Genomic DNA, 13,227 nt, shown 5'->3' on the forward strand with positions numbered 1-13,227 from the left:
AACAAAAACCGCCGGGCAGGTGCTCCGGCGGTTTGGTTCAATGGTCAATAGTCTCGTATTTGAGCCTCTGTTCTTAGGTTGCCTAAGAACGCGAACCGGCCGTCATGCAAAGGAATTGCAACGATCAGGCGGCGAGATCTTCCGCTTCGGTTCCCTTGAACATCTTTGCAAGGTTCAGGAAGCAGATCATGCCATGTTCGTTGGCAATGATGCCTTCGGAGTAGGACTTGTCGAAAGAGGCCGAGATTTCCGGAACCGGCTGGACCTGATTTGCCGGGATCGTCAGAATGTCCGAAACGCGATCGACGAGCATGCCGATGACCATGTTGTGCACTTCGGCCACCACGATGGCGCTTCTTTCATTTGCGACGGTGCTTTTCATTCCGAGTTTGTGTGCGAGATCGATGATCGGAATAACCGAACCGCGCAGGTTCATGACGCCGATGACGTCTTTCGGCGCGTGGGGAATGGGCGTTGAAGGCGCCCAGCCGCGAATTTCGCGGATAGTCGTCGTCTTCACGCAGAATTCCTGATCATGCAGGCGGAATGCGATGATTTCGAGCGTCTCGCCGCCAAAGTTGGTAGAGTTTATCATTGCCATCAGAATTCTTCCCAATGCTCGCTGTGGAGGCCAGCGCAAGTGCACCGACACTTGCATATGCGAATTTGGCGTTCTGCCTGGTGCCTGAACAGCCGGAAACAATATTTTCCGCCTTCAATGGAAGATTCGTAGCATGAGATGGTTTCGCAAACCTAAATGCGAAGACTTCAATATTCTTTCTCGTAAAATATACCGGCTGCACCTTCGCCATTACCGCCCGCTTCACCGCGCAGCTTCACGCCGCGCCCGACATCGAGGTTGATGATGGCCTTCGCGCCGGAATCGCCGCTTTGCTGCAGTTCGAGATAGGTTCGCTCGTTGAGATATTTGCCGGCGGAAACGCGGGCCTGGCCTTCCGAATCCGTCGAGATGTCGAGATCGTCGACACCGAGATTGCTTCGGAGCTTGTCGAACAACGATGTGGAGCGCCCGCCGGCAAGCTGGGCTGCCGCATCCGCCAGCCGCGCGATCTGCAAGGCCGAGAGCTTGGACATGGATTGGCCGAAGATCAGCTGTGCCATAACCTCATCCTGCGGCAGAGCCGGGGTTGAGGAGAAGGCGAATGTCGGGTCGTTGGCATTGCCGGAAACCGCAACGGTGATGGTGGCGGAACCAGCGGTGGACTGCGCCTCCATATCCAGAACCGGCACGAGGCCGCCGCCGAAAGTTATCTTGCCCGTATTGAAATCGAGACGGCGGGTGAGAATTTCGAGCCGTCCACGGCGCATTTCAAAACCGCCGGAGATGACGGGAACAGCCGCCGTGCCGCGAATGGTCAGATTGCCGGTCAGTTCTGCGTCGATGCCGCGTCCGCGCACGAAGATGCCGCTTGGTGCGTTTACCTGAAGATCAAGATTGATGGTCGATGAACTACCACTGCCGCCCTGATCGTTGCCGAGTGCCTTTACCTGCGCCCGCACCTGCGGCGGGGCGTTCTTGTGCTTGACGTCGATTTCCGTCAGCGAGGCTGGAAGTTTCTCCGGGATGGTGATGGCGCTTCTGTCCAGCGTCAGCTTGCCGCCAAGCACGGGCGAATTCAGAAGCGGACCCTTCAGCGTCAGCGTGCCGCTTACGATGGTCGTCACCAGCGTGCCATCATTGTAACCGGCGCGGTCCAACGTGATCGTGATGTCGGCTGGAAAGCCCGAACCGCCCGTTATACCGACGCTACCCGTTCCCGAGATCGTTCCACCGCCAGCAAGCTTTCCCGTCAGCCGGGAGATGACGGCGCGATCACGATCGAAGGTGACCGTTGCTGCCAGCCCGTTGACCGTGAGGTTACGGCGCACATCGGTCAGTCGTGTACCATCGGTGGTGATGCTGCCGGTAACGACAGGCGCGGAAGCGCTGCCGGAAATCTTCACATCGATGGCGGCGGTGCCGTCCACATCGAGGCCCTGTGCTGCGGTTTGTGCGGCAACGGCGGAGAAGGGCAACCTCCCGGAAAAGGCCATGGAAAGCGGACGGTTACCGGCAATGCCGAGGGAGCCGCCGCCCGAAAGCGACATGCCGCCCTGACCGGTTACATTCGTATCGATCTGCAGGGTGCCGCCGGCGAAACGGCCGTTTGCCTTGATGCCGAGCGCTGCGAGCCCTGCCGCACGCGTCTGGGCAACCTCGGCATTCGTCCAGTTCAGATTATAATCGACCGCCGGGTCTGAAGCCGTGCCCTTGGCGCTGACTGTCCCGGATATACTCCCCGCCGCATCCAGCCCGGTGGCGAAGGCATTTGCGAGGTTCGCGGGAAGCGAGCGGATATTGGCGTTGATGTCGAGTGTCGAACCCGCCGTGCCGTTTACCTCGACGCGCCCGTCGCCGGTGATGATAGTCAGACCGGAGATGCGGGCCGTGCCGTTTTCGATCGCAATTGTACTCGGCTTTTCGAGCCGTACGGCAATGCCCTTGGGGGCGGCCGAGAAGGCATCGAGCCGCACGGTCATCGGCGATCCTGCGGTATTGGCACTGCCCTTTACCACGAGCGGCGCATTGTCGTAGCGTCCGTTGACATCGAAGTTGGTGGTCGTGCCGGAATGGCCAATGGTTGCATTCAGCGCCGAAATCGCCGCGGTGCCAGCATTGACGCTGTCGGCGCTGACCTTGCCGTTGATGGCGAGCGCCTGAAGGTCGTCAATGGAGATATCGGCAGCGAGCTTCGAAATAACCGTTGTGCCCTGGCGGATACTGCCGCCATTCGCCTTTATCGTCGCGGCAATCCGGCCGTTATCGTTACTGAGTACGATGTCGCCGGCAATATCGCCATCTGCCTGTTGCGCGGCAAGTGCCGCCAGCAGGGCCAAGTCCGGGAAATTGAACGACAGATTGCCAGATGGCAGGAATTGTTGCGAGAATTGCAGCTTGCCGTTCAAGATGTTGCGACCCACTGCCACATGAAGCTCGGGTATTGCCGTGCCGTTTTCTGTCTGCACCACATTGGCGTTGGCGTCGATCTTCTGCCGGTCGAGGCTGCCGCTGGCGGTCAGTTTTGCCTGCGGTGCGGCCGGATCGGCCTTGCCTGCGGCATTGACCTTCAGGGCTTCAAGCTTCCGTCCGGCAAGTGTGGCACTTTCGGAGCTTAAGGTGACATTGAAGTCGGGCGCGGCAAGCGCGCCGCTGGCTTCAATTGCAAAATCGGCAACGCCCTTTGCCTGTGGCGTCAGTTTTTCGAGAGCGGGAAACTTGCCCGTCAGATTGGCGCTCAACGCGTCGTCTTCGAGACTGACATCACCTGTCGCTTCAATTGTTCCGGATTTGACCACGAGGTTCTGAACGCTTGTGCGCCCGCCAATGATCAGGTCGATATCGCCCTGCAAAGCTATGGTGGTATCGAATTTTTCCGCCAGCGCTGGCGGCAGGGTGGCGGGCAACGCGAAGAGCTGCACGCTGGATGTCAGGCGATTGTTGGCGAGGTCGAAACTGCCGTTCAGCGTTCCGCCGACACTGGCGCTCTCCAGCGTCGCGCCGTCAAAGCCGATGGTCGACGAGGTGAGGCTGACCGGCGCCTTGATGGTGACCGGCGCACGCACCAGCCGGTCGATATCTGGGCTGACGAAGGACGATTGTGCCACGGAGAGAATGGTGTCGATGGTGCCGCTGCGATCGGCAATGTTGAGATTGCCGCTCCTGGCCGTCAGCTTGACATCATCAAGCCTACCCTGTGGCAGGGAAAGGCTGCGCAACGATGCCGTGGTGTTGAGATGAGCGGCATCAGCGTTGCCCTTCAGGGAAAGATCAATGCCATTGATGAGGGCCTGGATCTCGCCATTGTTCAGCGGCCAGCGGAAATCCACTGGCCCGGCGGTGCCGATGAGGTTGGCACTAAGATCGTTCTGGCCGTTCGGATCCACGGTGCCCGAGGCCGTCAGCAGCAATGTGCCGGTTTCCAGCGTGCTGCTGCCGATTTCGATGCGCCCCTGCGGTGAGAGCGTGGCGTTTGCATCAAGTTTCGTCTCGCCGGCGAAAAGCTGTCGGAAAGCGGGGGGCAGAAGCAGATCGGGCTGGCCGCCGCCTGCGACCTCGATACGCCGCGTGCCGTCGTCTCCAAGTAGATGGTGGCCGGTGACGTTGAGCACGGGGTTGCCGGCGACGTTGCCGCGCAGAGTGCCGGTCCAGTCAGAAAGCGGACCTTCACCGTTCACATCGATCGCCACGGCGGGTGTGCCCGGAAGCGAGAGCAGCGTGGCCAGAAGCCCGCCCTCGGGCTCCTTCATCTCCGCTTTCAACTTCAAGACATTTTCATTCGGCAGAAACGCGATGTCTGCATTGACCGCAGCGTCCGGCGTGCTCTGCCGGTGGGCGGTGAGCGATAGCCTGATATCGTCCTGCGCGGCCTTGAGATTGCCCTCGGCGGTCAGCTCGAAGTCGCGGCCAAGAAGGGATTGTCCGAGGCTAATATCGGGGAAATCGAAACTGTCGATGTCGATTTCAATCGGCAGGGACGAACTGCCGGAGCTTTTGGTCGATGTTTGCTCAGCGGGAAGCGGTTTGCGATCGACATCAATCGATCCGGCCGACACCCGGTCGGCGTGGAAGGTTCCGGCAAGAAGCGAGAGCGGCGACCAGTCAACGGCGATCTGGTTCACACGGGCGTAAGGTCCCTGCCGATCCGCAAGAGTGACATTGTCGAGCCGCAGGCTACCGGTCAAAAGACCGCTGGGTGGAGAGATTTCGATTGTCTGGTCGGGCGTGGAAACGAGCGATGAAATCTGCTTTGCGGCAATTCTTGCACCCATCGGGGTAAGACCGACGAACAGAACCGCAAGCAACACCAGCACCACGCCGCAAAGAGCAGCGTAGCCCAGCCATTTCAGCAATCGAATCAACGTTGTCATCAAGCGTAATCTACACTCTGTTGCTAGGGTGTTCGATGGCGGCGTTTAAAAAGACTGGCCGATGCCAGCATAAATGCCGAAATTGTTGCCACCATCATATTTTTCAAGCGGCATGGCGACATCAAGACGCAAAGGCCCAAAGGGTGTTGCGTAACGCAAACCAATACCGGCGCCAGCCCGGATATCGGAGAAATCAGGGGTTACGCTGTCGGATACCACACCCGCATCGATGAAGGGCACGATTCCGATCGTATCGGTGACCTTGATACGGGCTTCGATGGAGCCAACCACGTAAGAGCGGCCGCCAGTTGCATCACCGGCTGCATTATAGGGCGATATTTCCTGGTAGCTATAGCCGCGGACGGATCCGCCGCCGCCGGCATAAAAGCGCCTTGTGGTCGGTATGTCCTGCAGATTGCTGCCGCCGACGAGCACGCCGCCGGAAAGCTTTCCGGCCATGATCAAGCGATCTTCGGCGCCAAGTCCCTTATAACCCGAAATAGAGCCTTCAAAGGAGGAAAAGAAAGTGCCGTTCAGCGCTTCGTAGCTGGGCTTGGCGGCCACCGATGCACGAAAGCCTTCAGTGGGGTTGAGCTTGTCGTCGCGCGTATCGCGAACGAATTCCAGCGGTATGGAGGTGGTCAGATATTTGTTCTTGCCGAATGCGTCTTCGGTATCTGCCCACTGCACCTCGAGACCGGCGGCTGCGGTATCGGTGTCGTTCAGCTCATAACTGAAACCGGCGGCTCCAGTTATAGTCTTGGCCTCATAGGTATCGGGATGTTCGGTCTTGGCGATCAGGCTGGTCTTGAATGTGGTGCGCGGGTTGAACATGCCGGGCTTTGTGAAGGTGATGCCCGCCGAATAGTCCATGCCTTCGACGCTCGATGCTTCGGCGATGCGTGAAACCGAACCCTCGATCCGCAGCGATTCCGCCTGCCCGAACAGGTTCCTGTGGCCCCAATACCCCTGGAGGCCAATGCCTTCCGTGGTGGAATATTGTGCGCCGACGCCGAAATAACGGTGCTTGCCCTCTGACACCTCGATGGTGAGCGGAATGGAGCCATCGCGTGACAGCGTTCCTGCTTCCTTGATTGTCAGGCTGGAAAAGACGCCGAGCTGGCGTAGCCGGTCTGCGGCCTTGCGCAGTTTTTCCGGGGAGTAGGGTTCGCCGCCATTGAGGCGCGAATAACGGCGGATGAAGTTGCCGTCGACGGTTTTTTCGCCGGTGACGGTGACCGCGCCGAGGGGTGCCACGGGGCCACCTTCGGCAGCCATGGTAATATCGACCGTGTTCGTCGCGTGGTTTGCAACGGCCTCGCGTTTCGTCAGCTTCGCAAGCGGGCGGCCTTCGGCTTTCAGATCATCGATCAGCTTGTTGCCGGCGCGGATGATTGCCAGAGATCCGGCATCGCCGCCGGTGACGAGACCGTATTCTTCAAGGTTGCGGCCCGTCACATCGCCCTCGAGCCTGATAGTGCCGAGCGTGAAGACCGGGCCGGGGGTGACGGTTATCACCACGGGCACCGGAGCGGAGTGATCGAAGACCGGATTGGGTGGCAGATCGTCCACATCCTTGCCGGCGACCGTGACCTTGACGATGCCGCCATACCGGGCGTTTTCGTAAAGCGCTGCGATCAGCCTGTCCCTGTCATCACGCGCCTTGATCAGAAGGCCGAGATCGCCGGAGGCCGGTTTGTCCTTGTCGGCCAGAAGAAGCGAGCTGTTTTCCAGGCTGCCTTTGAGAGATTTGTCTGCATCGGCAGCATTCAGCGTCACGGCATATTTGACCGGATTTATAACTTCGATCTCCGGTTCTTCCGAACCCCAAAGACGCACGCCGAACAGCTTGAAAGCAAAGGCATCGCGAGTAAACGCCGGGTACAGGGCGAACGTAACGGCAACCGCAAGAGCGGTGCCAGCTTTCCGATACGCAATACCTGTCTTCGGGTTAGTCCGTGTTCTTCGCATAAGCTGCTTTATGGTTGAGCATTTATTATGGCTCTGACCCGTTTCCTGTCCGTTAACAGTGCAGTTTAATCATAAATAAACGGCGTTGAGGACCCTTCGGACTGTGTTTTGCCCGCCTTAACGCAAAAAGCCCCGGATGACCGGGGCTTCTGTGCAACGGTATCTCGTGCAACTATTAACGGCAACGCGCCGTGTAACGCTGACCGTACTGGTCGCGATAATAGCAATAGCCCGGCTCGGATGCATTGCCGATCAACGCGCCGCCAACGCCACCGATCGCCGCGCCCACTGCCGCGCCACGAACGTTGCCCGTGATAGCGCCGCCCAGGACCGCACCGGAAACGGCACCGATCGAAGCACCCTTTTCAGTCTGCGTGCAGCTTGCAAGCGACAGGCCGACCAGCGCAAATATGATTGCCTTTTTCATGAAACTCTCTCCAACGTTACAATGAGCTCTTCGGCTCGGTAGGCGTCCCATATTTATCTGCGGCGACTGCTACCTCCGACCGCCACAGATAACTAACAATTCGATACCGTTTAGGGAAGCCTCCTCTTTCAGGCGTTCTTCCGCGCGTAAATCGATTGCGTCCCAAACAACGGCGCCGTTTGAAAAAGGTTCCAAATTTCCGGGTTTTTTGATGTGAATCAATTTTGTACTTTTCATCGGCGTCTATAAACGGTTTATTGGAATGGTTCAAAACAACGGCGAATTGACGCAGACGTGGTTAAAGCAGCTCGCAAGGGTTGACGGTCCCGGTGTCGAGGCAGAAAACGATCTGGTCAATTCTGGAGCATGGCATGGACTTCGAGGCATTTTTTACGACGGAACTGCAGAGCCTGCATTCTGAGGGACGCTATCGCGTTTTTGCGGATATCGAACGCCAGCAGGGCAATTTTCCCCGCGCGACACGGTACAACGCCAATGGCGAGCGCAAGGACGTAACCGTCTGGTGTTCCAACGATTATCTGGGCATGGGCCAGAACCCCAAAGTCATCGAAGCCATGAAAGCCGCCATCGATCACTGTGGCGCGGGTGCGGGAGGCACCCGCAACATTTCTGGGACCAACCATCATCACGTCCTGCTGGAACAGGAACTTGCCGATCTGCACGGCAAGGAATCGGCGCTGATCTTCACGTCGGGTTACGTTTCCAACTGGGCGACACTCGGCACACTTGGCCAGAAAATTCCGGGCCTCATCATTTTCTCCGATGCGCTCAACCATGCCTCGATGATCGAAGGCATCCGTTACGGCCGTTGCGAGCGGGTGATCTGGAAACACAATGATCTCGAAGATCTCGAGGCGAAGCTCAAGGCAGCCGATCCAAGCGCGCCGAAGCTCATCGCCTTTGAATCCGTCTATTCGATGGATGGCGATATCGCCCCGATCAAGGAAATCTGCGATCTTGCCGATCGTTATGGCGCCATGACCTATCTCGACGAAGTCCATGCCGTTGGCATGTACGGACCGCGCGGCGGCGGCATTGCCGAGCGCGAAGGCCTGATGGATCGCCTGACGATCATCGAGGGAACGCTCGGCAAGGCTTTCGGCGTGATGGGCGGTTATATTGCCGGGTCCACGGCGGTCTGTGATTTTATCCGTTCTTTCGCCTCCGGTTTCATCTTCACGACGGCCCTGCCGCCGTCGCTCGCTGCCGGCGCAATCGCCTCGATCCAGCATTTGAAGGCAAGCCCCTTTGAGCGCGCCCGCCATCAGGACCGGGTACGCAAGCTGCGGGGGCTTCTGGATGCACGCGGCATTCCACATATGGACAATCCCAGCCATATCGTACCGGTCATGGTGGGCGATGCCGCCAAGTGCAAATGGATTTCGGATATCCTGCTCGACAATCACGGCGTCTATGTGCAGCCGATCAACTATCCGACCGTGCCGCGCAAGACCGAGCGTCTGCGCATCACTCCGACACCGCTGCACACCGATGCCGACATCGAACAGTTGGTTGGCGCGTTGCACCAGCTCTGGTCGCATTGTGCGCTGGCGCGGGCGGTGGCTTAAGGCCTCAGTTCAAACAAGAGAAAATCGGGCCGCGTTTACGCGGCCTTTTCTTTGCTGGCGATCAGTTCCCGCGCGTGGGTGCGGGCTTCCCCGTCCGCCGAAAATACGTCTTCGATGCTGTTGGCTGATCGGCCGTCATGCATGCGGTCCATGACCGTTTCGACGATTTCGGCCATATCGAGAAAACCGATGCCGCCTTCGACGAAGGCGTGAAAGGCGGTTTCTTCGGCGGCATTCAGGGCCGCGCCCTGCAAGCCTCCGCGCTCCAGCGCCGTGCGCGCCAGTCGGAGTGCTGGAAACCGGGTTTCATCAGGCGCTTCGAAATCGAGCCGCGCCAGCTTTGCAAAATCCAGGCGCTCGACATTGAGATTGCCGCGCTCAGGATAGGTGAGGGCATAAGAGATGGCGGTGCGCATATCGGGCGAGCCGAGCTGGGCGATATAGGAGCCATCCGTGTAACCCACCATCGAATGTATGATCGACTGCGGATGGACGATCACTTCGACCTGCTCGGGCCTGAGATCGAAGAGATATTTCGCCTCGATCATTTCCAGGCCCTTATTGAACATGGAGGCGCTGCCGATCGATACCTTCAACCCCATAGACCAGTTGGGATGGGCACGGGCGATATCTGCCGTGACATTGGCCATCTGCTCACGCGACCAGGTGCGAAAGGGTCCGCCGGATGCGGTGAGTACGATGCGCTCCACGGCCTGTTTGTGATCGCCCGTCAGGCACTGGAAGATCGCGCTATGTTCGCTATCGACCGGGATCAACCTGCCGCCGCCCTGTTTGACCGTGCGCAGGAAAACATCGCCTGCGGAAACGAGGCATTCCTTGTTGGCAAGCGCTATGTCTGCGCCGCGCCGTGCGGCTGTCAATGTCGGGGCAAGACCAGGTGTTCCGGCAATCGCTGCCATTACCCAGCCGGCCTCCATCGACGCCGCTTCTTCGAGGCCGGATTTGCCTGCCGCAACCTCAATGCCGGTGCCGGCAAGGGCCGCTTTCAGCGCTTCGTATTTGCCATCCTCGGCGGTTACCGCAAGCTGTGCGCCGAATTCACGCGCCTGTTGCGCCAGAAGATCGATGTTTCCGGCGCCGGTGAGCGCCAAAACCTCGAATTGTCTGCGACCACCCAGCTGACGGACGACATCCAGTGTGTTCGTACCGATCGAACCCGTCGAACCCAATATCGTCAGCCTGCGTGGCATTTCACTGGTATCTGTCATCTTCCGTCCGTCGGTCGTTTCCGGTTGCCCGAAACCGATGCATAGTTTCTGGCGACATGCACTAGCCTCTACTCGTGAAAACCCGTCATAACAAGGACACAGCCGGGCTATTGTTTTTGCGGATGGCAAAGCCATATGCAAGAAAAAGGATGAGAGAATATTGATGCGACGTTTTCTGGTTTCCAGCGGTTGGATTTTTGCGGCAAGCCTTGTGCTGGTTCTGGTCTTTATTCCTTTCGACCCACGCCTTTCGGAACATGCTCAAGCCCTGCCGGGAAGGATAGTTTCCTTCAATCGTTCCATTACCGATTTCGGTACGTTCAGCTGGATGCTTTATTCCACTGGCGCTCTTGCCATCCTCGCCTATGTCGGCGCGCGTGTCCTGCAGGCGCGGACCTATTCCGGCCGGCTGAGGACGGCATGGCGGCTTCTCGCTTACTTCTTCCTGACGATCGGAACGGCGAGCATATTGGTCCACACGCTGAAATTCCTGATCGGGCGGGCGCGGCCGGAGCTTTTTCTGGAAATGGGTGCCTATAGCCTCACGCCTTTTACCGGTGACAATCTTTATGAGAGCTTCCCGTCAGGCCATTCGACGGCTGCCGGAGCGTTTTTCGGTGTTTTCGCCATGCTGATGCCGCGCTTCCGCTGGGCGTTCCTGCTGCTTGCGCTTGTCATTGGTGTTTCACGCGTCATAGTCGGCGCGCATTATCCAAGCGATGTGGCCGCCGGGCTGTTGCTTGGCATGTGGACGGCCATGGCCTTCGCCTTTATCTTTGCCCGGTCCGAAATGCTTTTCCGTTTCGATGCACATGGTTGGCCACAGCCGAAAAATGCAAACCTGCCGCCGGCGGATGCACGATAGAGACGTTTAACGGACAGGGGGGCGGTGATGGAAGAAGCGAAAGTCGTGCCGAAGAATGACGGCAGGGCCGTTCAGCACATCCGCACGTCCGTTGTCGTGGCCGGTGGCGGGCCGGCCGGCCTGATGCTTGGCCTTTTGCTTGCCCGCAGCGGTATAGACGTAACGGTTGTCGAGAAACATGGAGATTTTCTGCGCGATTTTCGCGGCGACACCATTCACCCCTCCACGCTTGAACTGATGGAGCAGCTGGGTTTCGCCGAGGAGTTCCTGAGCCTCCCGCATACGCGTGCGCCACGGCTGAACGCAGTCATCGGCGGCGAGCGTATCACGATCGCAGATTTTTCGCGGCTGCCGGTCCATCATCGTTTCATTGCCTTCATGCCGCAATGGGATTTTCTCAATTTTATCGTCGGCAAGGCCGGGCAATATGAGAATTTCCGGCTGCTGATGAATGCGCCGGTAACCGGCCTGATCGAGAGCGACGGGCGTGTTGGTGGCCTCATGGTCAATACGCCGGAAGGCCCAATCGAGATCGCCGCTGATCTGGTGGTGGGCGCGGATGGCCGCAACTCCATCGTCCGCGAGGCGGCGGGACTTGAAGTACAGCACTTCGGCATCCCGACCGAGGTGCTTTGGATGCGCCTTTCGAGACAGCCGGGTGATCCGGCCGACACCATGGGCCATGCGGGTTCGCGGCAGGGTTTCGTGATGATCAACCGCGGTGACTACTGGCAATGCGGGTACGTGGTGCGCAAGGGCTTTTTCGCTGACATGAAGATTGAGGGACTTGAAGCCTTCAGGAACCGGGTTGCGGAAATCTGCCCTTTCCCGCGCGAGAGGCTCGACGAAATTACGAGCTGGGATGACGTGCATCTGCTCACCGTCCGTATCGATCGGTTGAAGCGCTGGTGGAAGCCCGGCCTGATCTGCATCGGCGATGCGGCCCATGCCATGTCGCCCGTCGGCGGTGTCGGCATCAATCTTGCCATTCAGGATGCGGTTGCTGCGGCCAATGTTCTGGTGCCGGTATTCACATCCGGCCGGACCATTGCCGATGATGACCTCGCCGCCATAGAGAAACGGCGATCCTTTCCAACCAAGGCCACGCAATTCTTGCAGCGGATGATGCGTGTCGGTCGCAAGAAAGAGCAGACGGAAACGGCGGAAAAGCCGAAAGGCCCACCCGCCATCGTGCGGGCGATCATGCGGTTTCCACTTTTTGCCCATCTGACCGGCAGGCTGGTGGGGTTGGGCTTTCGTCGGGAAAAGATCGAGACGGTGTGACGCGGCTTAAACCGCGTTCACGATTTCCTTCGCATATTTCAGCCCGATAACGGCGGAACCAATCAGCCCCGGCTCGATCCGGCAAATGGCAGGCACGACGAGCGGCCTGTCGAAGCGCCTGAGAATGCGGCCCCTGACGGCTTCGTCCAGAGCTGTCACGAGTTCCCTTGAATTCGAAAGCCCGCCGCCGACGGGCACGATGGTTGCGCCGGTGACATTGATCACCATCGCCAGCGGCGAGGCGAGAATATCAATGAGTACATCGATGGTTCTTGCGGCTTGCGCATCGCCTGCCTGCCAGGCGGCAATAATATCCTCACTGGTCATATCCTGCCCGTGAAGATGCAGATGCAGCTTTTCCATGCCGCGCGCGCTGCCGATCGCGTCGACACAGCCGGTAAGGCCGCAACCGCATTCGAATCGCGGCAGCGATACCGGTGGATTGCCGGCCAATGTCGCGGCCACTGGCCCATGTCCCCACTCGCCAGCGAAGCCGCCGTCGCTGTTGATGAGCTTGCCGTCAATCACCAGCCCGCCGCCGACACCTGTTCCAAGGATAACGCCGAAGACGACGCGATGTCCTTGTCCGGAGCCGATTTCCGATTCGGCGATCATGAAACAATCCGCATCGTTCGAAACGATAACGGGAAGGTTCAGGGCTTTTTCCAGATCGTCTTTTAACGTTCTGCGGTGAATGCTGGGAATATTGGCGACTGTCGCCTTTCCCGTATCAAGATCGATGACGCCTGCGATCGACAGTGATACGCAGTCGGGTGTGCCGCCGCTGTTGTCGATGACGGATTTCAAGCCGGCAGCGAAGTCTTCGAAGCTGGTTTTGGGCGTTGGTATACGCGGTACGGGGCGAATATCGTCCGGGGCATGGGCAATCGCGCCCTTGATGGTCGTTCCGCCGATATCGAAACAAACGATCAT

General features: G+C 58.7%; 9 protein-coding genes. 3 read left to right on the forward strand and 6 right to left on the reverse strand.

Translation table 11 applies throughout. The features are described from left to right. Nucleotides 1-124 precede the first annotated feature (124 nt). The 4 genes from T18_RS15575 to T18_RS15590 form a co-directional block, all read right to left on the reverse strand. Nucleotides 125-601 (reverse strand): chemotaxis protein CheW, encoded by a 477-nt coding sequence (locus T18_RS15575; protein ID WP_003504949.1) that lies wholly within the window; start codon nucleotides 599-601, stop codon nucleotides 125-127. A 167-nt stretch (nucleotides 602-768) separates the two neighbouring features. Further along, complete coding sequence (locus tag T18_RS15580) at nucleotides 769-4,929, reverse strand: translocation/assembly module TamB domain-containing protein (RefSeq protein ID WP_038492331.1); 4,161 nt, start codon at nucleotides 4,927-4,929, stop codon at nucleotides 769-771. Between the two features lie 45 nt (nucleotides 4,930-4,974). Then, on the reverse strand, nucleotides 4,975-6,900 hold the full coding sequence (locus T18_RS15585) for an autotransporter assembly complex protein TamA (protein ID WP_038492328.1): 1,926 nt from the start codon (nucleotides 6,898-6,900) through the stop codon (nucleotides 4,975-4,977). Between the two features lie 175 nt (nucleotides 6,901-7,075). Beyond that, on the reverse strand, nucleotides 7,076-7,327 hold the full coding sequence (locus T18_RS15590; protein ID WP_003492347.1) for a YMGG-like glycine zipper-containing protein: 252 nt from the start codon (nucleotides 7,325-7,327) through the stop codon (nucleotides 7,076-7,078). A gap of 371 nt (nucleotides 7,328-7,698) precedes the next feature. Between T18_RS15590 and hemA the strand changes: the two genes are divergently transcribed. Next, nucleotides 7,699-8,916, forward strand: coding sequence for a 5-aminolevulinate synthase (gene hemA, locus T18_RS15595; protein ID WP_003516756.1), 1,218 nt, complete (start codon nucleotides 7,699-7,701; stop codon nucleotides 8,914-8,916). A gap of 35 nt (nucleotides 8,917-8,951) precedes the next feature. Here the strand turns inward: hemA and dxr are convergent, their stop codons facing one another. Then, on the reverse strand, nucleotides 8,952-10,145 hold the full coding sequence (gene dxr, locus T18_RS15600; protein WP_003516757.1) for a 1-deoxy-D-xylulose-5-phosphate reductoisomerase: 1,194 nt from the start codon (nucleotides 10,143-10,145) through the stop codon (nucleotides 8,952-8,954). 163 nt (nucleotides 10,146-10,308) lie between these two features. Between dxr and T18_RS15605 the strand changes: the two genes are divergently transcribed. Both T18_RS15605 and T18_RS15610 read left to right on the forward strand, forming a co-directional pair. Beyond that, a complete protein-coding gene (locus tag T18_RS15605) occupies nucleotides 10,309-11,010 on the forward strand; it encodes a phosphatase PAP2 family protein (protein WP_038492324.1) in 702 nt (233 codons plus the stop codon). A 27-nt stretch (nucleotides 11,011-11,037) separates the two neighbouring features. After that, nucleotides 11,038-12,294 (forward strand): FAD-dependent oxidoreductase, encoded by a 1,257-nt coding sequence (locus tag T18_RS15610; RefSeq protein ID WP_038492321.1) that lies wholly within the window; start codon nucleotides 11,038-11,040, stop codon nucleotides 12,292-12,294. A gap of 6 nt (nucleotides 12,295-12,300) precedes the next feature. Here the strand turns inward: T18_RS15610 and T18_RS15615 are convergent, their stop codons facing one another. Then, nucleotides 12,301-13,227, reverse strand: a complete 927-nt coding sequence (locus T18_RS15615) for an ROK family protein (RefSeq protein WP_038492318.1) — start codon at nucleotides 13,225-13,227, stop codon at nucleotides 12,301-12,303.

This window comes from Rhizobium sp. TBD182, assembly GCF_001950375.1.
Lineage (GTDB): Bacteria > Pseudomonadota > Alphaproteobacteria > Rhizobiales > Rhizobiaceae > Agrobacterium > Agrobacterium tumefaciens.

Excerpts from the sequence above, each read along its gene's own strand:
- T18_RS15575 (WP_003504949.1), bottom strand. The coding sequence starts at position 601 with ATGGCAATGATAAACTCTACCAACTTTGGCGGCGAGACGCTCGAAATC.
- T18_RS15580 (WP_038492331.1), bottom strand. The coding sequence starts at position 4,929 with ATGACAACGTTGATTCGATTGCTGAAATGGCTGGGCTACGCTGCTCTT.
- T18_RS15585 (WP_038492328.1), bottom strand. The coding sequence starts at position 6,900 with ATGCGAAGAACACGGACTAACCCGAAGACAGGTATTGCGTATCGGAAA.
- T18_RS15590 (WP_003492347.1), bottom strand. The coding sequence starts at position 7,327 with ATGAAAAAGGCAATCATATTTGCGCTGGTCGGCCTGTCGCTTGCAAGC.
- hemA (WP_003516756.1), top strand. The coding sequence starts at position 7,699 with ATGGACTTCGAGGCATTTTTTACGACGGAACTGCAGAGCCTGCATTCT.
- dxr (WP_003516757.1), bottom strand. The coding sequence starts at position 10,145 with ATGACAGATACCAGTGAAATGCCACGCAGGCTGACGATATTGGGTTCG.
- T18_RS15605 (WP_038492324.1), top strand. The coding sequence starts at position 10,309 with ATGCGACGTTTTCTGGTTTCCAGCGGTTGGATTTTTGCGGCAAGCCTT.
- T18_RS15610 (WP_038492321.1), top strand. The coding sequence starts at position 11,038 with ATGGAAGAAGCGAAAGTCGTGCCGAAGAATGACGGCAGGGCCGTTCAG.
- T18_RS15615 (WP_038492318.1), bottom strand. The coding sequence starts at position 13,227 with ATGATCGTTTGTTTCGATATCGGCGGAACGACCATCAAGGGCGCGATT.